This window comes from Kitasatospora sp. NPDC089913 (genome assembly GCF_044748625.1).
In the GTDB taxonomy this organism is placed as follows: Bacteria; Actinomycetota; Actinomycetes; order Streptomycetales; family Streptomycetaceae; genus Kitasatospora.
Map to the genome: position 1 here is coordinate 224300 of NZ_JBIVGI010000008.1, position 20655 is coordinate 244954.

Annotated in this window: 18 protein-coding genes; 7 read left to right on the forward strand and 11 right to left on the reverse strand. The window is 72.0% G+C overall.

What is annotated here, in order from left to right; translation table 11 throughout:
• Positions 1 to 134: 134 nt before the first annotated feature.
• The 4 genes from ruvX to ACIPYS_RS15710 are packed head-to-tail and all read right to left on the reverse strand — an operon-like array spanning position 135 to position 4233.
• Entirely contained in the window at positions 135 to 623 is a 489-nt protein-coding gene (ruvX, locus tag ACIPYS_RS15695) for a Holliday junction resolvase RuvX (protein ID WP_093862844.1), read from the reverse strand.
• Between the two features lie 16 nt (positions 624 to 639).
• Complete coding sequence (gene alaS, locus ACIPYS_RS15700) at positions 640 to 3309, reverse strand: alanine--tRNA ligase (protein ID WP_093862843.1); 2670 nt, start codon at positions 3307 to 3309, stop codon at positions 640 to 642.
• Positions 3309 to 3752 (reverse strand): DUF6167 family protein, encoded by a 444-nt coding sequence (locus ACIPYS_RS15705; protein WP_197698634.1) that lies wholly within the window; start codon positions 3750 to 3752, stop codon positions 3309 to 3311. The genes alaS and ACIPYS_RS15705 overlap by 1 nt, the downstream gene beginning before the upstream one ends.
• 4 nt (positions 3753 to 3756) lie before the next feature.
• Complete coding sequence (locus ACIPYS_RS15710) at positions 3757 to 4233, reverse strand: DUF948 domain-containing protein (protein ID WP_093862842.1); 477 nt, start codon at positions 4231 to 4233, stop codon at positions 3757 to 3759.
• Between the two features lie 230 nt (positions 4234 to 4463).
• On the opposite strand from ACIPYS_RS15710, the gene ACIPYS_RS15715 reads away from it, so the two are divergent.
• Both ACIPYS_RS15715 and ACIPYS_RS15720 read left to right on the forward strand, forming a co-directional pair.
• Positions 4464 to 6665, forward strand: a complete 2202-nt coding sequence (locus tag ACIPYS_RS15715) for an ATP-binding protein (protein ID WP_400746547.1) — start codon at positions 4464 to 4466, stop codon at positions 6663 to 6665.
• Between the two features lie 125 nt (positions 6666 to 6790).
• A complete protein-coding gene (locus ACIPYS_RS15720) occupies positions 6791 to 7084 on the forward strand; it encodes a tetratricopeptide repeat protein (protein WP_093865246.1) in 294 nt (97 codons plus the stop codon).
• A gap of 96 nt (positions 7085 to 7180) precedes the next feature.
• Here ACIPYS_RS15720 and rpsD read toward each other — a convergent pair whose 3' ends face one another.
• The 3 genes from rpsD to ppk2 form a co-directional block, all read right to left on the reverse strand.
• Positions 7181 to 7795, reverse strand: a complete 615-nt coding sequence (gene rpsD / locus ACIPYS_RS15725; RefSeq protein ID WP_030396046.1) for a 30S ribosomal protein S4 — start codon at positions 7793 to 7795, stop codon at positions 7181 to 7183.
• 321 nt (positions 7796 to 8116) lie between these two features.
• Complete coding sequence (locus ACIPYS_RS15730) at positions 8117 to 9676, reverse strand: replication-associated recombination protein A (RefSeq protein ID WP_400746550.1); 1560 nt, start codon at positions 9674 to 9676, stop codon at positions 8117 to 8119.
• Positions 9677 to 9734: 58 nt separating this feature from the next.
• Entirely contained in the window at positions 9735 to 10520 is a 786-nt protein-coding gene (ppk2, locus tag ACIPYS_RS15735; protein ID WP_093865245.1) for a polyphosphate kinase 2, read from the reverse strand.
• Positions 10521 to 10856: 336 nt separating this feature from the next.
• Between ppk2 and ACIPYS_RS15740 the strand changes: the two genes are divergently transcribed.
• A complete protein-coding gene (locus ACIPYS_RS15740; RefSeq protein ID WP_093862840.1) occupies positions 10857 to 11819 on the forward strand; it encodes a LysR family transcriptional regulator in 963 nt (320 codons plus the stop codon).
• Here ACIPYS_RS15740 and ACIPYS_RS15745 read toward each other — a convergent pair.
• The 4 genes from ACIPYS_RS15745 to ACIPYS_RS15760 form a co-directional block, all read right to left on the reverse strand.
• On the reverse strand, positions 11816 to 12346 hold the full coding sequence (locus ACIPYS_RS15745) for a GNAT family N-acetyltransferase (protein WP_400746552.1): 531 nt from the start codon (positions 12344 to 12346) through the stop codon (positions 11816 to 11818). The two genes, ACIPYS_RS15740 and ACIPYS_RS15745, sit on opposite strands and share 4 nt — an antisense overlap.
• A 78-nt stretch (positions 12347 to 12424) precedes the next feature.
• Entirely contained in the window at positions 12425 to 14215 is a 1791-nt protein-coding gene (gene aspS, locus ACIPYS_RS15750) for an aspartate--tRNA ligase (RefSeq protein WP_093862838.1), read from the reverse strand.
• The gene (gene hisS / locus ACIPYS_RS15755) at positions 14212 to 15474 is read right to left on the reverse strand and encodes a histidine--tRNA ligase (protein WP_400746555.1); all 1263 of its coding nucleotides are present in this window, start codon (positions 15472 to 15474) and stop codon (positions 14212 to 14214) included. Before hisS ends, aspS begins: the two co-directional genes overlap by 4 nt.
• Positions 15475 to 15485: 11 nt before the next feature.
• Positions 15486 to 16193, reverse strand: a complete 708-nt coding sequence (locus tag ACIPYS_RS15760) for an MBL fold metallo-hydrolase (RefSeq protein ID WP_093862836.1) — start codon at positions 16191 to 16193, stop codon at positions 15486 to 15488.
• Positions 16194 to 16472: 279 nt separating this feature from the next.
• Between ACIPYS_RS15760 and ACIPYS_RS15765 the strand changes: the two genes are divergently transcribed.
• From ACIPYS_RS15765 to ACIPYS_RS15780, 4 genes are all read left to right on the forward strand, one after another.
• Complete coding sequence (locus ACIPYS_RS15765) at positions 16473 to 17306, forward strand: peptidylprolyl isomerase (RefSeq protein ID WP_093862835.1); 834 nt, start codon at positions 16473 to 16475, stop codon at positions 17304 to 17306.
• 265 nt (positions 17307 to 17571) lie between these two features.
• Positions 17572 to 18801, forward strand: coding sequence for a DUF349 domain-containing protein (locus tag ACIPYS_RS15770; RefSeq protein ID WP_093862834.1), 1230 nt, complete (start codon positions 17572 to 17574; stop codon positions 18799 to 18801).
• Between the two features lie 461 nt (positions 18802 to 19262).
• Positions 19263 to 19577 (forward strand): hypothetical protein, encoded by a 315-nt coding sequence (locus ACIPYS_RS15775; protein WP_400746558.1) that lies wholly within the window; start codon positions 19263 to 19265, stop codon positions 19575 to 19577.
• 75 nt (positions 19578 to 19652) lie between these two features.
• Complete coding sequence (locus tag ACIPYS_RS15780; protein ID WP_400746560.1) at positions 19653 to 20627, forward strand: hypothetical protein; 975 nt, start codon at positions 19653 to 19655, stop codon at positions 20625 to 20627.
• Positions 20628 to 20655: the final 28 nt, after the last annotated feature.

A 20655-nucleotide genomic window follows, 5' to 3' on the forward strand; every position in this document is an offset into this window, starting at 1 on the left:
GGGGTGTGTGGTCCCCTTCGGTCCGGCCCCCCCCCCCGGGGGGCCCGCCCGGCGGGGGCCCCGCCGGCATGGCCCTCGGGGCCGGTGGGGCCGCGCCCCCCCGGACCCCTCACCGGGACGTTAGAGCAGGCCGGTCAGCCCGCCGCCTCGACGCTCTCACCGGGCGGGCGTCCGCTCACCCGTTCGGACTCAAGGGCGGTCTGCAGGATCACCACCGCGGCGGCCTGGTCGACCACCGAGCGGCCCTTCTTGGCCTTGACCCCCGAGGCGCGCAGCCCGTGGGTCGCGGTCACGGTCGACATCCGCTCGTCGACCAGCCGGACCGGGACCGGCCAGAGCCGGCCGGCCAACCGGACCGCGTAGCCGCGGACCTTCTCCGCCGCCGGGCCCTCCTTGCCGCTGAGCGAGCGCGGCAGACCGACGACCACCTCGATCGCGCCGTACTCCTCGACGATCGCGGCGATCCTGGCCTGCGACTTCACTCCGGCGGGGACGGTCTCCACCGGGGTGGCGAGCACCCCGTCGGGGTCGCAGGACGCGACCCCGATCCGGGCGTCCCCGACGTCGACGGCGATCCGCCGCCCGCGCCGGAAGGGCTTCTCCTCGATCTGCTCGGTCTCCATCAGAACGCGGACCCCATCAGGAGGCGCGCTCCGCGACCAGACCGCGCACGGCGGCGACGGCCTTGTCGATCGCGGTCGCGTCGGTGCCGCCGCCCTGGGCGACGTCGTCCTTGCCGCCACCGCCGCCGCCGAGGGTCTTGGCCGCGGTGCGGACCAGCTCGCCGGCCTTGATGCCGCGGCCGCGGGCGTCCTCGTTGGTGGCGATCACGGTCAGCGGGCGGTCGTTCGCCACGGTGAAGGCGGCGACCACGGCCGGGCGCGAACCGAGGCGGCCGCGCACGTCCAGGACCAGCTTGCGCAGCTCGTCCGCGCCGGTGCCGTCGGCGACCCGGGCGGCCACCACGGCGATGCCGTGCACGTCCTCGGCCGAGTCGGCGAGACCCGCGGCGGCCGCGAGCACCTTCTCGGCGCGGAAGCGCTCGATCTCCTTCTCGGCGTCCTTGAGCTTGGCGAGCATGCCGGAGATCTTCTCCGGCAGCTCCTCCGGGCGGCCCTTGACCAGCTCGGTCAGCTGGGCGACCACGGTGTGCTCACGGGCCAGGAAGCGGTAGGCGTCGGCGCCGACCAGCGCCTCCACCCGGCGCACCCCGGAGCCGATCGAGGACTCGCCGAGCAGCTTCACCAGACCCAGCTGGGCGGTGTTGCCGACGTGGGTGCCGCCGCACAGCTCCTTGGAGAAGTCGCCGATGGTGACGACCCGGACCTCGTCGCCGTACTTCTCGCCGAACATCGCGATGGCGCCGGCCTTGCGGGCCTGGTCCATCGTCATGACCTCGGCGGTGACCTCCAGCTCGCGGGTCAGCACGTCGTTGATCTTCTGCTCGACGTCGGTCAGCACGCTGCCGGGCACGGCGGCGGGCGAGCCGAAGTCGAAGCGGAAGCGGCCCGGGGCGTTCTCCGAACCGGCCTGGGCGGCCGTCGGGCCGAGCGCGTCGCGCAGCGCCTGGTGGGTCAGGTGGGTGGCCGAGTGGGCCCGGGCGATCGCCCGGCGGCGGTCCACGTCGATGGTGGCGTAGGCCGAGGCGCCGAGCACGACCTCGCCGAACAGCACACCGCCGGAGTGCACGACCACGCCCGGCACCGGCTGCTGCACGTCGCGGATCTCCACGACCGCGCCGGAGTCCAGCCGGATCCGGCCGTGGTCGGCGAGCTGGCCGCCGCCCTCGGCGTAGAACGGGGTGCGGTCGAGGATGAGCTCGACCTCGTCGCCCTCGGAGGCGGCCGGCGCCGGGACGCCGTCCACCAGCAGGCCGACCACGGTGGCCTCGCCCTCGGTGAGGGTGTAGCCGGTGAAGACGCTGGCGCCGGACTTGTCGGCGACCTCGCGGTACGCGGCGACGTCGGCGTGGCCCATCTTCTTGGCCTTGGCGTCCGCCTTGGCGCGGTCCCGCTGCTCCTGCATGAGGCGGCGGAAGCCGGCCTCGTCGACCTGGAGGCCCTGCTCCTCGGCCATCTCCAGGGTCAGGTCGATCGGGAAGCCGTAGGTGTCGTGCAGCTTGAACGCCTGGTCGCCGGAGAGCACCGCGCCGCCGGACTGCTTGGTCTCGGTGACCGCGGCGTCGAGCAGGCTGGTGCCGGCCTTCAGGGTCTGCAGGAAGGCCGCCTCCTCGCCGACGACGACCGTCTCGATGCGCTTGCGGTCGGTCTCCAGCTCCGGGTACTGCGGGGCCATCGCCTGGATCGCGACATCGGTGAGGTCCTTGGCGACCACGCCGGTGGCGCCCAGCAGGCGCATGTTGCGGATGGCGCGGCGCAGGATGCGGCGCAGCACGTAGCCGCGGCCCTCGTTGCCGGGGGTGACGCCGTCGCCGATCAGCATCAGCGCGGTGCGGATGTGGTCGGTGACCACGCGCAGCGAGACGTCCGACCTGTGGTCCGCGCCGTAGGTGTGGCCGGTCAGCTCGGCGGCCCGGTCCAGGATCATCCGGCTGGTGTCGATCTCGAAGAGGTTGTCGACGCCCTGCAGGATGGCGGCCAGACGCTCCAGGCCGAGGCCGGTGTCGATGTTCTTGCTCGGCAGGTCGCCGAGGATCTCGAAGCCGTCCTTGCCGTCGCCGTGGCCGCGCTCGTACTGCATGAAGACCAGGTTCCAGATCTCCAGGTAGCGCTCGCCGTTGACGGCCGGGCCGCCCTCCTCGCCGTAGGCGGGGCCGCGGTCGTAGTTGATCTCCGAGCACGGGCCGCACGGGCCGGGGACGCCCATCGACCAGAAGTTGTCCTTCATGCCCAGGCGCTGGATCCGCTCCGACGGGACGCCGATGACGTCACGCCAGATCTGCTCGGCCTCGTCGTCGTCCTTGTAGACGGTGATCCAGAGCTTCTCCTTCTCCAGGCCGTAGCCACCGTCCGCGACGGGAGTGGTGAGCAGCTCCCAGGCGAACTTGATGGCTCCTTCCTTGAAGTAGTCGCCGAAGGAGAAGTTGCCGCACATCTGGAAGAAGGAGCCGTGCCGGGTGGTCTTCCCGACCTCCTCGATGTCCAGGGTGCGCACACACTTCTGGACGCTGGTGGCGCGCGAGAACTGCGGCTTGACCTCGCCCAGGAAGTACGGCTTGAACGGCACCATGCCGGCGTTGACCAGCAGCAGGGTGGGGTCGTCGGCGACCAGGGACGCCGACGGAACGACGGTGTGGCCGCGCTCCTCGAAGAAGCGCAGCCAGCGGCGGCGGATCTCTGCCGACTCCATTAGTGGTCCTTCCGGTTCGTACCGCCCCGCGGCGGAATCGCGCGCCGGGGCGTTCTCTCGATGGCTTGGGGGGTGGTGCCGGCGCCGTCGGACGAGGCGCGGGCACGGCTGGGCGGAGGCAGGGCGGCGGCCGGGCTACCGGGCGCCGCCGAGATAGCTCGGTACTGGGGCTCGCCGCGGAGCACCCCACTGCGGCGGCGCGGCTCGACGACGGCGGTGCCGTCCAGGCCGAGGTCCTCGCGCAACTGCTCCTCGCGCTCGGTCATACCGGTCCGGACGTCCTGGGCGAACTGCTTGGCCAGGTCGCCCAGGTGCAGCGCACCGCGCGCGGCGGTGCCGGACAGGCTGTCCGGGGTGAGCCGGTGCACGGCCTCGTTGGCCTTGTTCATGGCCCAGACGGTGGCACCGGCGCCGACCGCCATCCAGAAGACGCGTCGCACCATGCCGTCAGCCCCTCACCGCGCGCCGGACCCGGGACAGCAGTCCGGTCCTCGGCGCGGTCGCGGCGCGGACCTCGGCCCGGACCAGCCGGGCCAGTTCCTCGCGCTCGGACGGCTGGGTGGGCAGCGTCGCGGTGCCCTGCTGCTTGGCGACGGCCTTGCGCACGCCGTAGCTGAACGCCGCGACCTTGACCAGCGGACCGCCGAGGGTCGCCGCGACGGTGGAGGAGAGCGCGTTGGCGTTGGCCGCCGCGTCCTGCACGTTGGCGGTGATCTCGTCCACCCGCTCCAGCTGCTCGTTGGCGCTGCGCACCGCGGCACCGGCTTCGGTCAGCAGCGGCACGGCCTGCTCGGTGACGGCGGAGACGAGGACGGTGGCCTCCTTGAGGACCCGCGAGAGCCGGACCAGCACGACGGCGAGCAGGGTGACCAGGACAGCCCAGAACACGGCGACGAGCAGACCGGCCAGCTCTCCCACGGACACCTTTGCGCGCTCCCTCGCCTCGCTGTTTCCCAAGGGGAACCCTATCGCGACCGCACCGGGTTTCCGGACCGGGTTTCCGCCGCGGGGCGCGCGGCGAACCGACCGGGTGTGCGATCCGCGCGCGTAACCTACCCGCCGGTCACCTCGTTCTGCCAGGCAGGTCGCCACCCGCGCGGCCGAGCCGGACGCCCGGGCCGACCTGGCCCGGGCCTCGAAACGGGGAGCAGGGCTTGGATCGGGATTCCACACCACGTCCGGACCGGCCGGTGCCGGGGCGGCTCCCGGCGGAGGTCACCAGCTTCGTCGGCCGGCGGAACGAGCTGACCGAGCTGGCCCTGCTGCTGGCCGAACGGCGGCTGGTGACGGTCACCGGCCCGGGCGGGGTCGGCAAGACCCGGCTGGCGCTGCGGGCCGCCGCGCGGGCGGCCGGGGCGTTCCCGGACGGCACCTGGCTGGTCGAGGCGGCACCGGTGCAGAACGGCCGGTTGCTCGGGCACGCCGTCCTGGAGGCGCTGCGGCTGACCGACGGAACGGCGCGGGCCCCGATGGAGGTGCTGACCGAGCGGCTCGCCGGGCGCAGGCTGCTGCTGGTGCTGGACGGCTGCGAGCACCTGGTGCCGGCCTGCGCCGAGCTGGCCGTGGCGCTGCTGCGGGCGCTGCCGGGGCTGCGGGTGCTGGCGACCAGCCGGATGGCGCTGCGGACGGCCGGGGAGCACCTGCTGAACCTGGCCCCGCTGCCGGTCGGCACCGCCGGCGCGGTCGCCCCGGGGGCGCTGCCGGACGCGGCGCTGCTGTTCGCGGACCGGGCCCGGGCGGTGCTGCCGTCGTTCGCGGTCACCGCCGAGAACGCGGAGGCGATCGCCCAGCTGTGCCGGCGGCTGGACGGCATCCCGCTGGCGGTCGAGCTGGCCGCGGGGCGGCTGCGGGCGCTGTCGGTGGAGCAGATCGGCGCGCGGCTGGACGACCGGTTCCGGCTGCTGACCGGCGGTGATCCGGCCGCCCTGCCGCGCCACCGGACGCTGCGCACCACGATCGGCTGGAGTCACGAGCTCTGCACGGAGCAGGAACGTTTACTCTGGGCGCGCCTGTCGGTCTTCGCGGGCGGCTTCGACCTGGACGCGGCCGAGTACGTGTGCGCCGGCGAGGGCGTCGACCCGGACGAGCTGCTGGACCTGCTCACCGAGCTGGTCGCCAAGTCCGTGGTCCTGCGCGAGGACAGCCCGTTCGGCGTCCGGTTCCGGCTGCTGGACACCCTCCGCGAGTACGGACTGCGCTGGCTGCGCGCGGCCGGCGAGGAGCCCCGGCTGCTGTGCCGGCACCGGGACTGGTACCTGGGCGTGGCCACCTGGGGCGAGGTCGAGTGGTTCGGTCCCCGGCAGGCGGAGACCGCCGAGCGGACCGAGCTGGCGCACACCAATCTGCGGGCCGCCCTGGAGTTCTGCCTGGCCGAGCCGGGCGAGGAGCAGATCGCCCTGCTGATGGCCGGCACGCTGTGGTTCTACTGGGTGGGCTGCGGCCACCTCGGCGAGGGCCGGCACTGGCTCGACCGGGCGCTCGCCCTCGCTCCCGAACCCACCGAGGCCCGGGCCAAGGCGCTCTGGGTGACCGGCTACATGGCCACCCTCCAGGGCGACCTGGTCTCCGCCCGGCCCGCGCTGGAGGAGTGCCGCCGCCAGGCGCTGGCCACCGGCGACGACCGCGCGCTCGCCTACGCGGTGCACCGGCAGGGCTGCGCGGCGCTGATCGGCGACGAGCCGGCCCGGGCGGCGGAGCTGTTCGAGGAGGCGCTCTGGCACTACCGCACCATCGGCGAGCTCAACAGCAACGTCCTGATGGCGATGTTCGAGCTGGGCATCGCCTACCTGTTCCAGGGCGACCAGGACAGCGGCGAGCTGTGGCTCGGCCAGGTCCGCGAACTGTGCGAGGAGCACGGCGAGCAGTGGGCGTACGCGTACGGGCTGTACGCGTTCGCGTACTCGCACTGGCTTAACGGCGAGGTCCGCCCGGCCCGGTCGCTGGCCCGGGAGAGCGTCCGGCTGAACCACCTCTTCAACGATCTGCTGGGCATCGTGCTGGCGATCGACCTGCTGGCGCTGCTGGAGACCGAGCCGGCCGGCCCGGGCGAGCCGGGGGACCTGCGCGAGGCCCGGGTGCTGCAGGGCGCGGCGCACCGGATCTGGCAGGCGGTCGGCAAGCCGTTCTTCGGCTCGCGCACCTTCAACGGCCCGCACCGGGCCTGCGAGGAGCGCGCCGTCGCCGGGCTGACCGAGCAGGAGTACGCCGACTTCTTCGCCACCGGCACCCGGCTCGACCTGGACGCCGCCGTGCACCGCGCGCTGGGCGGCGGCGAGCACCCGGAGGACCCGGGGGCGCGGCCGGGACCGGGGCCGCTGCCGCCGCCGGCCCCGCTGCCCTCCCCGGTGGGCCGCTGAGGGCCGCGGCAGCCCCCGGGCGGCCCGGGAATAGTTGAAACTTGTCCTTTGCTGGAGGGGGCAGACCGACCGGCCCGTACGGAAGGAGCACCCCCGTGGCCACCAACCTCGCCGACGACTACCGCATGGCGAACTTCTACTTCGACTCCAAGGCGTACACCGACGCCGCCCGGATGCTGGAGGGGGTGCTCGCCGAGGAGCCGGCCAACCTGTCGGTCCGGCTGCTGCTGGCCCGCAGCTACTTCCACTCCGCCCAGCTCCGCCGGGCCGAGGCGGAGCTGCGCCTGGTGCTGGACGCCGACCCGGCCGAGGACTACGCCCGGCTGATGCTGGGCCGCACCCTGGAGCGCCAGGGCCGCCACGACGAGGCCCGGCCGCACCTGCGGCTGGTCGCCGCGATGACCGGCGAGCAGGTCTGACACCCTCCCCCGGACAGGCCCCGCACAGGGGCGAGCCCCCGCCGCCACAAGGGCGACGGGGGCTCGCTGGGTACCGCAGGTGATACCGCTCGCGGGTCAGCGCGAGTAGTACTCGACGACGAGCTGCTCGTCGCAGATCACCGGGACCTCCTTGCGCTGCGGCGCGCGGTCCAGGCGGAAGGCCAGGGCCTTCAGGTTGACCTCGAGGTACTTCGGGGTCTGGCCCTCGCCCGCGTTGCCACCCTCACGGGCGACCTGGAACGGGACCTTCTCCTTGCTGCGCTCGCGGATGGTCACCACGAAGCCCGGCTTCATCTGGAACGACGGCTTGTTGACCTTGCCGCCGTTGACCTCGACGTGGCCGTGGACGACCATCTGACGGGCCTGGTAGATGGTGCGGGCGATGCCCGAACGCAGCACCAGCGAGTCGAGGCGGGTCTCCAGCTCGGCGACGAGCGCCTCACCGGTCTTGCCCTCGGCCTTCTTCGCGCGGTCGAACGCACGGGCCATCTGCTTCTCGCTCAGGTCGTACTGAGCGCGCAGACGCTGCTTCTCGACCAGACGGACCTTGTAGTCCGAGTTCTGCTTGCGACCACGGCCGTGCTGGCCGGGCGGGTACGGGCGGGCCTCGAAGTACTTGACGGACTTCGGGGTCAGCGGCACGCCGAGCGCACGCGCGATCTTGACCTTGGGACGCTTCTGGTTCGCCATGAACCAAACCTTCCTTACTGACGAATACGGCTTCACCAGGTGTTGACGGAGGTCGCATGTCGCGGCCCGGAGAAAACCCCACCGCGCTGGGCGGTGCGATCAGCCGCTCTCCGGAGCCGGGCACGAGTGTGCTGGTCACACGGGCGGACCGGAAGCCGGTCGTCCGCGACACCTGGACGGTGCGCGACGCTCCTGGTGCGGACCCCCCGGAGGGGGTCTACGGCCACTGCCCCGCTGGTGCGGCCGGTCGGTCGGGTCTCCCCCACCGCCGTCCCGGGACATGGCACTCCGGCCGAGTATACCGGCAGATCACCGGCGCCCTCACCCGGCCTCCCGCTCCCCCTCCGCGGCCGCCTCCGGCCCGTGCTCCGGCCCGTGCTCCGGCCCGGACTGCGGGCCCGGCTCCGGCTTCGGGTCCGGCTTCGGGTCCGTCCTCGCCCCGGACTTCGGGACCGACCTGGGCTCCGCCTTCGCCCCGGGCTTCGGGCCCGCCCCCGGGCCCGGCTTCGCTTCCCCCTTGGCCGGACCGGCCGGCTCGCCCCGCAGCCGCCCCCTGGTCCACTCCACGACGTCCGCGTACCGCGCCTCCCCGCCGCGCCGGGTCGGCCGGTAGTACGCCCGCCCGTGCACCGCGTCCGGCGCGTACTGCTGGCTCGCGATGCCCTCCGGCAGGTCGTGCGGGTACTGGTAGCCCTTGCCGTGCCCCAGCTTGCCCGCGCCCCCGTAGTGCGCGTCCCGCAGATGCGGCGGCACCGGCCCGGCGAGGCCCTGCCGGACGTCCGCGAGCGCCGCGTCGATCGCCAGGTAGGCGGCGTTGGACTTGGGCGCCAGGGCGAGCGCGATGGCCGCCTGGGAGAGGATGATCCGCGCCTCCGGGAAGCCGATCAGCGCCACCGCCTGGGCCGCCGCCACCGCCGTCGGCAGCGCCGTGGGATCGGCCAGGCCGATGTCCTCGCTCGCCGAGATCATCAGCCGGCGGGCGATGAAGCGAGGGTCCTCCCCCGCCTCGATCATCCGGGCCAGGTAGTGCAGCGTGGCGTCGACGTCACTGCCGCGGATCGACTTGATCAGCGCGCTGGCCACGTCGTAGTGCTGGTCTCCGTCCCGGTCGTAGCGGACGGCGGCCTGGTTGACGGCGGTCTCGGTGCTGGCCAGGGTGATCTCCGCCTCCCCCTGCTCCAGCGCCGCCCCGGCCGCCGCCTCCAGCGTGGTGAGCGCCTTGCGGGCGTCGCCGCCGGCCAGCCGGACCAGGTGGTCCTCGGCCTCCGCGGCCAGCTCCACCGCGCCGCCCAGACCGCGCTCGTCCACGACCGCGCGGCGCAGCAGCGCCCGGACGTCGTCGTCGGTCAGCGACTCCAGGGTGAGCAGCAGCGAGCGGGAGAGCAGCGGGGAGATCACCGAGAAGTACGGGTTCTCCGTGGTCGCGGCGATCAGGGTCACCCAGCGGTTCTCCACCGCCGGGAGCAGGGAGTCCTGCTGGGCCTTGGAGAAGCGGTGGATCTCGTCGAGGAAGAGCACCGTCTCCCGGCCGGTCATGCCGACCGCGCGCCGGGCGCCGTCGATGACCGCGCGGACCTCCTTGACCCCGGCAGTGATCGCGGACAGCTCGACGAAGCGGCCCTCGACGGCCTGGCTGATGACGTGCGCGAGCGTGGTCTTCCCGGTGCCGGGCGGGCCCCAGAGGATCACCGAACTGGTCGCCGCCGGGCCGCGCGACCCCGACACCAGCCGGCGCAGCGGGGAGCCGTCCTTGAGCAGTTTCCGCTGCCCGGCCACCTCGTCGACGGTGCGCGGGCGCATCCGCACGGCGAGCGGGGCCCGGCCGGGCTCCTTGGCCTGGCGTTCCTCGGCGGCGGCGGTGAAGAGGTCCGGTTCGTCCACACCGGAAGCCTATGCGAGGCCTCCGACAGCCCGCCCCGGCCACGGCTGCCGGAGGGCGCTACCCGTCGAGCCGGGCCGCGTGGTCCGGCACGTACTTCTGGAGGTCCCGCGGCGGCCGCCGGTAACCCTGCGAGGCCGGGCGCTCCGGCAGCTCGATCGGCCGCGGGCCCACCTCGCGGTACGGGACGGTGGAGAGCAGGTGGGCGATCATGTTGATCCGGGCCCGCCGCTTGTCGTCGCTCTCCACCACGTGCCAGGGCGACTCCGGGGTGTCGGTGTGCAGGAACATCTCGTCCTTGGCCCGCGAGTAGTCCTCCCAGCGGGTGATCGACTCGACGTCCATCGGCGAGAGCTTCCAGCGCTTCATCGGGTCCGCCAGCCGGTCCCGGAAGCGCCGCTCCTGCTCGGTGTCGCTGACCGAGAACCAGTACTTGCGCAGCAGCAGGCCGGACTCGGCGAGCATCCGCTCGAAGATCGGGGCCTGGTGCAGGAACTGCCAGTACTCCTCCTCGCCGCAGAAGCCCATCACCCGCTCGACCCCGGCGCGGTTGTACCAGCTGCGGTCGAACAGCACGATCTCCCCGGCGGCCGGCAGGTGCTCGACATAGCGCTGGAAGTACCACTGGGTGCGCTGGCGCTCGGTCGGCGCGGGCAGTGCGGCGACCCTGGCGATCCGCGGGTTCAGATACTCCGTCACCCGCTTGATCGCGCCGCCCTTGCCGGCCGCGTCGCGCCCCTCGAACACCACCACCAGCCGGGCGCCCTCGGCACGCACCCATTCCTGGAGCTTCACCAGCTCGTGCTGGAGCCGGAGCAGTTCGCGCTCGTACGGCTTCCTCGCCAGCCGCCCGACCGGACCCTCCGGCCGGTCCGGAGCGGCCGGCCCGTCCTGGGCGGCGCCGCCCCTCCCGGGGCCGCTCTGCTCGCGCTCGGCCTTGGCTGCCACCTGGGCGCCTCCGTTCGGCGGGGTGCTGATGATCCCTCACCGTACGTCCTGGGGCCGGTTCCCGCAGGTCCCGGCCGGGCCGCGGCGGCACCCCGGGAGTGTTCCGGCCCGGCACCGGCGGCCCCCTGAACCGTCGCTGCCGGGCTCCCCCGTCGACCGGCCCGAGGACCGAACGACCCACGATGACCCAGACCTGCCGAACGGGTCCAATTTCCGGTTCCATAACCTAGGGGCATGGATGTCGACACCCGTCTGCTGCGCGGCTTCGCCGCGGTCTGCGAGGAGGGGCAGCTGACCGCGGCGGCGGCCCGGCTGCTGGTCTCCCAGCCGGCGCTGACCAAGCGGATCCGGCAGCTGGAGACCCTGCTCGGGGTCGAGCTGTTCGAACGCTCGCGGCACGGTATGACCCCGACCCGGGCCGGTCTGGCGCTGGCCGCGCACACCGACGCGCTGATGGCCGGCTGGGAGGAGGCGCTGCGCGCCACCCGGGCGGCCGCGGCCGAGCACGGCTCGACGCTCCGGGTGGGCTTCGAGGGCGGCATCATCAACCTGATGACCCGGCGCACGGTCGCGGACTTCGCCCGCCGGATGCCGGGCTGGCAGGTGGAGCTGAGGCAGAACAACTGGTTCGACCCGACCTCCGGGCTGGCCACCGGCGAGATCGACCTCACCCTCTGGCACGCGCCGCCCTCACTGGCCCGGCGCTACGGCGTGGCCGTGCTGGGCGAGGAGCCGCGCTGCGCGGCGCTGCCGGCCGGACACCGGCTGGCCGGCCGTGCGGTGATCGACTTCGAGGAGCTGCTCGACGAGCCCTTCGTGGCGATCCCGCACGAGTCCGGGCACTGGCGGGACTACTGGCTGGCGGTCCGGGAGCGGGGCGGGCGACCGGTGCGGATCGGCGCGGTGGCGCACAACACCGACGAGTGGCTGGCCGCGGTGGTGTGCGGCCAGGGCGTCGGCTTCGCCCCGGAGACCATGAGCCGGCTGGCACCGCGCGAGGATGTCGCGTACCGGCCGGTGCGGGGGTTGAGCCCGTGCCAGGTCGGGCTGTACTGGCCCAAGGACCGGACGCCGACACCTGCCATGGCCGCGTTCGTGCGCAGCTGCCGGGCCACGGTGGGTCTCGGGAACCGGATCGACGAGCGAGGGGCTCGGGACGCGCCCCGGGGCGCCCCGGAGGGCCCCGGAACGCCCTAGACGGCCTCGAAGGGCTCCGGGTAACGGCACAGGCCCCTCGGGGAGCCGTCGTACCCGGGCAGGGCGAGCGTCTGGAAGTACCCCTCGGGCACCTCGAACGGGCCGCTCACTTCGTGCCGCTGGGCCGGGATGAAGCCGAAACGGCCGTAGTAGTCCGGGTCGCCGAGCACGACGACGAGCTTCTCGCCGGCCTCCTCGGCGGCCGCCAGCGCGGCCCGGACCACCAGCTCGCCGACGCCCTTGCGCTGCCACTCGGGCGCGACGGCGACCGGCGCGAGCGCCAGCCCGCTGCCCTCGCCGACCCGCAGCCGGGAGAGCAGCGCGTGGCCGACGACCAGCCCGGTGTCGTCGACGGCGACCACCGACAGCTCCGGCAGCCAGGCCCGGTCGCGGCGCAGCGCGTCGACCAGGTCGGCCTCGTCGGGGCCGGGGAAGGCCGCCATGTGGACTCGTCTGGTGGCCGGAGCGTCCTCGGGACACTCGATTCTGGTACTGACCTTCACAGGGGATCCCTCTCTCTGTCGCACGCCGTTGTGGACCGGCCCCGGACAGCACGGTTGCTGTCCGGGGCCGTGAAAGGTTAGCCGACTCCGGCCGACGTACTGTCAGGCCTTCGGCTGCGCCTCGGACTTGGCGTCCTCGCGGACCTTCGGCTGGGCGTCCACGCCGGCCTCGCGGCGCTGCGCCGGGGTGATCGGGGTGGGGGCACCGGTCAGCGGGTCGCCACCGGTGGACGTCTTCGGGAAGGCGATGACGTCACGGATGGTGTCGTACCCGCCGAGCAGGGTGACGATCCGGTCGAGGCCGAAGGCGACGCCACCGTGCGGCGGCGGGCCGTAGTTGAAGGCGTCCAGCAGGAAGCCGAACTGCGAGGCGGCCTCCTCCTCGGAGAGCCCGATCGCGTCGAACGCCCGCTTCTGCACGTCCCGCTGGTGAATACGGATCGAACCGCCGCCCAGCTCCGAGCCGTTGAGCACGAGGTCGTAGGCGTTGGACAGGGCGCTGCCCGGGTCGGTGTCGAAGGTCGCCAGCGACTCGGCGGTGGGGGCGGTGAAGGGGTGGTGCACCGCGTGCCAGCCCTGGAAGGCGCCCTTGTCGTCCTCGATCGGCTCGAACATCGGGAAGTCGACGACCCAGAGGAAGGCCCACTGGGACTCGTCGATGAGCTCGCAGCGGCGGCCGATCTCCAGTCGGGCGGCGCCGAGCAGCTCCTGCGAGGGGCGCTCCTTGCCGGCCGCGAAGAAGACCGCGTCGCCGTTCTTGGCACCGGCGGCGGCGGCGAGGCCGGCCAGGTGCTCCTCGGAGAGGTTCTTGGCGACCGGGCCGCGCAGCTCGCCGGTCTCGGCGTCGATGAGCACGTAGGCGAGGCCCTTGGCGCCGCGCGCCTTGGCCCAGTCCTGCCAGGCGTCGAGCTGCTTGCGCGGCTGCGAGGCACCGCCGGGCATGACCACGGCGCCGACGTACGGGGCCTGGAAGACCCGGAACTCGGTGCCGCGGAAGTACTCGGTGAGGTCGGTGAGTTCCTGGCCGAAGCGGACGTCCGGCTTGTCCGAGCCGTAGCGGCCCATGGCGTCGGCGTAGGTCATCCGCGGCAGCGGGTTCGGGACCTCGTAGCCGTGGACCTCGCGCCAGATCGAGCCGATGATCTTCTCGCCGAGGGCCAGGATGTCCTCCTGGTCGACGAAGGAGGCCTCGATGTCGAGCTGGGTGAACTCCGGCTGGCGGTCGGCGCGGAAGTCCTCGTCGCGGAAGCAGCGGGCGATCTGGTAGTAGCGCTCCATGCCGGCCACCATCAGCAGCTGCTTGAACAGCTGGGGCGACTGCGGCAGGGCGTACCAGTGACCGGGCTGGAGGCGGACCGGGACCAGGAAGTCGCGGGCGCCCTCGGGGGTGGAGCGGGTGAGGTACGGCGTCTCGATGTCGAGGTAGTCGTTGTCCTCCATCACCCGGCGGATGATGTTGTTGACCTTGGAGCGCAGGCGCAGGCCCTTGGCCGGGCCCTCGCGGCGCAGGTCGAGGTAGCGGTAGCGGAGGCGGACCTCCTCGTTGACCGTGCCGGGCTCGTACTCGGCGACCGGGAACGGCAGCGGCGCGGCCTCGGAGAGGACCTCGATCCCGCTGACCACGACCTCGACGGCGCCGGTCGGGATGTCGGGGTTCTCGTTGCCCTCGGGGCGGACCCGGACATCGCCGACCACCTTGACGCAGTACTCGGCGCGCAGGCCGTGCACCGAGTCGAGGTCGCGGACCACGATCTGCACGGTGCCGGAGGCGTCGCGCAGGTCGATGAAGGCGACGCCGCCGTGGTCGCGGCGGCGGGCGACCCAGCCGGCCAGGGTGACGGTGGTGCCTGCGTGCTCCGGGCGGAGCGTGCCCGCGTCGTGCGTGCGGATCACAGCTGCTTCTCCTTCAGGGTGGTGACGAGTGCGTCGAGGGCGACCGGGTTCTGCTCGCCGGTGGTGAGGTCCTTGAGCTGGACGACCCCCTCGGCGAGGTCCCGGTCGCCGGCGACGAGGGCGAAGCGGGCGCCGGATCGGTCGGCGGACTTCATGGCGTTCTTGATGCTCTTGACGCCGAAGGCGAGGTCGGTGGCGACGCCGGCCCGGCGCAGCTCGACCACCTTGGCGAACAGGACGTTCTTGGCCTCCTCGCCGAGCGCGACGGCGTAGACGGAGGTGGCGGCCGGCAGGTCGAGGGCGACGCCCTCGGCCTCCAGGGCCAGGAAGGTGCGGTCCACGCCGAGCGCCCAGCCGACCGAGGGCAGCGCGGGGCCGCCGATCATCTCGGACAGGCCGTCGTAGCGGCCGCCGCCGCCGATGGCGGACTGGGCGCCGAGGCCGTTGTGCACGAACTCGAAGGTGGTGCGGGTGTAGTAGTCCAGCCCGCGGACCAGCTTGGGGTCGTCGACGAAGGCCACGCCGTTGGCGGTGAGCAGCTCGCGGACCTTCTCGTCGTAGGCCTTGCAGTCCTCGCAGAGGTAGTCGCGCAGCATCGGGGCGCCGACGAGCTGGGCCTGCACGGACTCGCGCTTGTCGTCGAGCACGCGCAGCGGGTTGATCTCCGCGCGGCGGCGGGTGTCCTCGTCGAGGTCCAGCCCGGCCAGGAACTCGATCAGGGCGGCGCGGTAGACCGGGCGGCACTGCTTGTCGCCGAGGCTGTTGAGCAGCAGCGAGTAGTCGCTCAGGCCGAGCGCGCGGAAGGCGTCGTCGGCGAGGACGATCAGCTCGGCGTCCAGCGCCGGGTCCTCCGCGCCGATCGCCTCGGCGCCGACCTGCGAGAACTGGCGGTAGCGGCCCTTCTGGGCGCGCTCGTAGCGGTAGTACGAGCCGGAGTACCAGAGCTTGACCGGCAGGTTGCCCTGCTTGTGCAGGTTGGCCTGGAGCGCGGCGCGCAGCACCGAGGCGGTGCCCTCGGGGCGCAGCGCGAGCTCGTCGCCGCCCTTGGTGGTGAGGGTGTACATCTCCTTGGAGACGATGTCGGTGGACTCGCCGACACCGCGGGAGAACAGCTTGACGTCCTCGAAGACCGGGGTCTCGATGTACCCGTAGCCGGCCCGGCGGGCGGGGGCGGCGATGGCCTCGCGGATCGCCAGGAAGGTCGCGGAGCTGGGCGGCAGCAGGTCGTAGGTGCCCTTGGGGGCGGTGAAGGTGCTCAACTTCTCTTCCGTCACATTCCTCGTCGCGGGAAAGCCGGGGCGCCGTCCGCCCCCGCTGCCTGCCGGAGGTAGGGGTTGGTGGCGCGCTCGCGGCCGATGGTGGTCTGTCCGCCGTGGCCGGAGAGGACCACGGTGGCGTCGTCGAGGGGCAGGCACACCCGGGCCAGCGAGCGCATGATCGCCTCGCTGTCCCCGCCCGGGAGGTCCGTCCGCCCTATGGAGCCGGCGAAGAGCAGGTCGCCCGAGAAGAGCACCGGGGGAAGGTCCTCGGCGCCGGGCGTCCGGAACGTCACCGACCCCCCGGTATGGCCGGGGGCGTGGTCGACGGTGAGCGAGAGGCCCGCGAGCTCCAGCACGCTGCCGTCGGTCAGCTCGCGGACGTCGTCCGGCTCGCCGACGGTGAGCTCGCCCATCAGCTGGGTGCCCAGGGAGCGGCCGAGCGCCCGCTCGGGGTCGCTCATCATGTAGCGGTCCTCGGGATGGATCCAGGCCGGGACGCCCTTGGCGCCGCAGACCGGGACCACGGAGGCGACGTGGTCGATGTGGCCGTGGGTGAGCAGCACCGCGACCGGCTTCAGCCGGTGCTCGCGGACGAGTTCCTCGACACCGGCGGCGGCCTGGTGGCCGGGATCGACGATGACGCACTCCTCGCCCGGTCCCGGCGCGACCAGGTAGCAGTTGGTGCCCCAGGCTCCAGCGGGGAATCCGGCGATGAACACGCTCGTCCTTCGGTGTCGGTCTCGGGCTCTGGGGCTTCGGCCGCCGCGGTGGCTTCGGCTGCTGCTACAAGCTGTGATTGCAGGGGCAGCCTACCGGCGGTCCGGGTCCGGTTGCGAACCAGATCCGGGTGACAGGTTCACTTCGACCTGACAGGTTCACCCCGTTCTTACGGTCGCGGTCCCTACACTTGGCCGCCGATGGGTGCGATGATCCGCATCGGCATCGCACACACGACGCCCACACATCAGCGACCAGCACATCCGTAGGAGACAGAGCCGGTGGTCAGCAGCGAACAGCGGCGGCGGCAGCTCGCCCGGGACAAGTACGAACGCCAGGCGGAGCGCCGGGCCGCCGCGGCGGCCGCGCGCAAGCGCCGCAACAGCGTGCTCGGCGCGGCGTTGGCGGTGGTCGTGCTGGCCGGCGGCGGCACCCTGTTCGCGACCGGCGCCTTCGACTCGGACGACAAGAAGAAGAGCGACCCCGCCGCCCAGGCCGCGCCCACCCCGACCGAGCCCTCGGTCCCGACCCGCAAGGCCGTCGACGGCTGCGTCGAGGCCGCCCCGGGCAGCCCGAACGGCAAGCAGTGGCAGGCCGAGCCGGCCATGACCGTGGACGCCAAGGCCACCTACACCGCGACGCTGGACAGCAACTGCGGCAAGGTGACGCTGGCGCTGGACGCCGCCAAGGCCCCGCACACGGTCAACTCCTTCGCCTTCCTCGCCGGCGAGCAGTACTTCGACCACACCAAGTGCCACCGCCTCACCACCGACGGCATCTTCGTGCTGCAGTGCGGCGACCCGACCGCCAGCGCGACCGCCCCCGGCGGCACCGGCGGCCCGGGCTACAAGTTCGCCGACGAGAACCTCACCGGCGCGACCTACCCGGCCGGCACCGTGGCGATGGCCAACTCCGGCCCCGGCACCAACGGCAGCCAGTTCTTCCTGGTCTACAAGGACACCCAGCTGCCGCCGAACTACACCCCCTTCGGCAAGATCACCGGCGGTCTGGACGTGCTCCAGAAGATCGCCGCCGCGGGCACCCTGGAGGGCGGCACGGACGGCCACCCGATGGCCGACGTCACCCTCAACTCGGTGACCGCCGCCAAGGGTTGATCCGCCCCGGGACCGGCCCGGCGGCGCCCCCGCGGCCCGCCGGGCGGTCCCGGCCCCGAAATCGCCCGGCCCGGATGCGGACAGCACCGGGCCTGGTCGCCTATGTTGGCGTTGTATAGGGTGCCCAGACCCGCCGGCCGTCACCCTCGGCAAGCAGGACACGGCGGACGGGGACGGCGGACTCATCGGTCCGCCGCACATCAACTGTGGACGACGGACGCCTGCCGCCCCGGCGGTGGGCGCGACGTCATGTGGAGGACGCGCTATGAGCAGCGACCCGTGGGGCCGTGTCGACGAGCAGGGCACGGTCTACGTCAGGACCGCGGACGGCGAACGCGTCGTCGGCTCCTGGCAGGCCGGCTCGCCCGAGGAGGCGCTCGCCTACTTCGAGCGCAAGTACCAGGGCATCGAGGTGGAGATCGGCCTGCTGGAGAAGCGGGTGCGCACCACCGACCTGGCCGCCAAGGACGCCCAGGCCGCGCTGGAGCACCTGCGCGAGCAGGTCACCGAGGCGCACGCGGTGGGCGACCTGGCCGCGCTGGCCAAGCGCCTGGACACGCTGACCGGCGAGATCGACAGCCGCCGCGAGGAGCGCAAGGCCGCCCGCGCCAAGGCCCAGGACGAGACCCGCACCGCCAAGGAGGCGCTGGTCGCCGAGGCCGAGCAGCTCGCCGAGTCCACCCAGTGGCGGGAGGCCGGCGACCGGCTGCGCGCCCTGGTGGACACCTGGAAGGCCCTGCCCCGGCTGGACCGCAAGAGCGACGACGAGCTGTGGCACCGCTTCTCGCACGCCCGCTCGGTCTTCTCCAAGCACCGCAAGTCGCACTTCGCGTCGCTGGACGCCGAGCGCGAGCAGGCCCGGCTCACCAAGGAGCAGCTGGTCGGCGAGGCCGAGGCGCTCTCCTCGTCCACCGACTGGGGCGACACCGCGGCCGCCTACCGCGACCTGATGGCGCGCTGGAAGGCCGCCGGGCGCGCCCAGCGCGACATCGAGGACGAGCTGTGGGCGCGGTTCCGCGGCGCCCAGGACGTCTTCTTCCAGGCGCGTTCCGCGGTCTTCAGCGAGCGTGACGCCGAGCAGGTGGCCAACCAGAAGCTCAAGGAGGCGCTGGCGGCCGAGGCCGAGACCATCCTGCCGATCACCGATCTCAAGGCCGCCAAGGCGGCGCTGCGCGAGATCAACGAGCGCTGGGAGGCCATCGGCCACGTGCCGCGGGACGTCCGCCCGAAGCTGGACGGCCGGCTGAACACGGTCGAGCGGGCGATCCGCGAGGCCGAGGACAGCGAGTGGAAGCGCTCCAACCCGGAGGCCAAGGCCCGCGCGGCCGGCATGGTCGGCCTGTTCCAGGCCAAGGCCGACAAGCTGCGCGCCGACCTCGACAAGGCCCGCGCGGCCGGCAACGCCTCCCGGACGGCGAAGCTGGAGTCCGAGCTGGCCGGCGTCGAGGAGCTGCTGCAGCAGGCCCACCGCAGCCAGGAGGAGTTCAGCGGCTGATCCACCAGGCTCCACAGAAAAACGGCATGGCCATTCGGCCATGCCGTTTTTTCGCGCGATCACAAGTTCAAGCCGAAGGACAGCAATCAGTTTTCACTCCCTTCACTCCCGACGCATATGTTCAATTCAAACTCCAAAAAGTATCAATCCAGTCGGACATCGGGCGAAATGTCGCCTATTTTTCGAAAAACAAAAGTCGGTAGCGCCCGCACGAACTGTTGTGATAGAAATCAACTGCCACCGCGGACCAGGCGGCGGCCGCCCCACTAGTGAAACTCTAGAGAGGGAGAATTATGGCTCGCAATCGCACAGCAAAAGCCCTGGTAGTTACCGCAATCTCCGCAACACTCTTCGCAACGAGCAGTGGCGTCTCCTCTGCGAGCGAAAGTCAGAACGGTTCGGTCACTTGGAAGAACAAGCGGACCAAGCTTTACCTCGAGTGGGGCCGCAACACCCAGCAGGTGTGGACGGACAGCGGAAACGGGATCCTTTCCCGCTGGTACGACGAGCAGACGAACGACGGCAGCTATGTAGAGCGAGGCGCCATCCGGACCTGCCTCACCAACTACAACGACCTGGTCTACACCGAGCCGTGCGACGGAGACGCCTCCGCGAACGCTTCGAACTGGTACCAGCGTTGGTACGAGATCAGCACGCCGACCGGATGGAAGCTGCAGAACCGGATGACCGGCCGCATCCTGGACTCCAATGAGTACGGCCAGGTGTACACCCTCGGCGACTTCGGGGACTCCGATCTGAACCAGCGCTGGGAGTAGCACCTGTGGCGGGCGATTCGGAACGACCGAGTCGCCCGCCAGCATCTGCACTTCCCACACGCGATCGAGGGACAAATGCGCTCGTTCAAACAGGGGTTCGGCATCATTGCCGCAGTGGGTGCCTTGCTCGTCGCCGGGTGCGGATCGACCGACAGCGGGAAGGCGAGCACTGGTGCCGAGCATGCCGAGACGCCGGTCACCCCACCACTCCTGTCCGCGCCGGCCCGGGACTTGGATCAGCCGTTCAGTTTCAACGCCGGCGGCGCCGTCATCCGACCCGACGGATCCGTGGAACTCCCATTGGACCAGTACGATGCCTGGGAGGCGCAGCGGCTCACCGCACGCGCGCGATCCGTCCTAGCCGACCAGTGCCTGCGAGCCAAGGGCCTGGAACTCCCCGACGTCCTCCGCAATCGAACGGACTTCGCGTCGCCACCCGCCACGACCCTCTACGGCGTCATCAGTTTCGATATCGCCCGAATCTATGGGTACCGCCAACCGCCGAGCTCCGTAGAGCAGGAAAATCCAGCACAAGGATCTTCGCCGAATATTTCCCCCGAGGTCGCTGCAGAATATTTCGAGGATCGCGTACGAGGAAAATCAGGATGCATCGGCGAGGCCAGGGAAAAGCTCGACGAGACTCGCCCCAGAGAAGCCTATCTATTCGTTCAGCGGCTCCGAGGGCGCTCCCAGGAGGAGGCCAGGCAGGACCAACGAGTGAAGGAGGCCACCGCTCGGTGGAGCTCCTGCATGAAGGCATCGGGACTCGCCTACAACAACCCTCTTGAGCCTGCACATGACAAGTCCCTGTTGGGCAAAGGTCTTCCCCTGCCTTCAGGCGCAGCGCTGCCGCCGCCGTCGCCCGAGGAGGTGACGGCGGCCGTCACCGACATCCGGTGCAAGCGACAGACGCAATACCTGGAGACAGTCACACTCGTTACTGCGGCTTACCAGGGCGAACTCATACGAAGCAACCAGCGGGCACTGGATGATGGTCAGATCCAGTGGGAAGCCCAGTCCCAACGGGCACAAGCGGTTCTTGCTCATTGAACGGGTGGGGCCCAGCCCCCGGAGGATG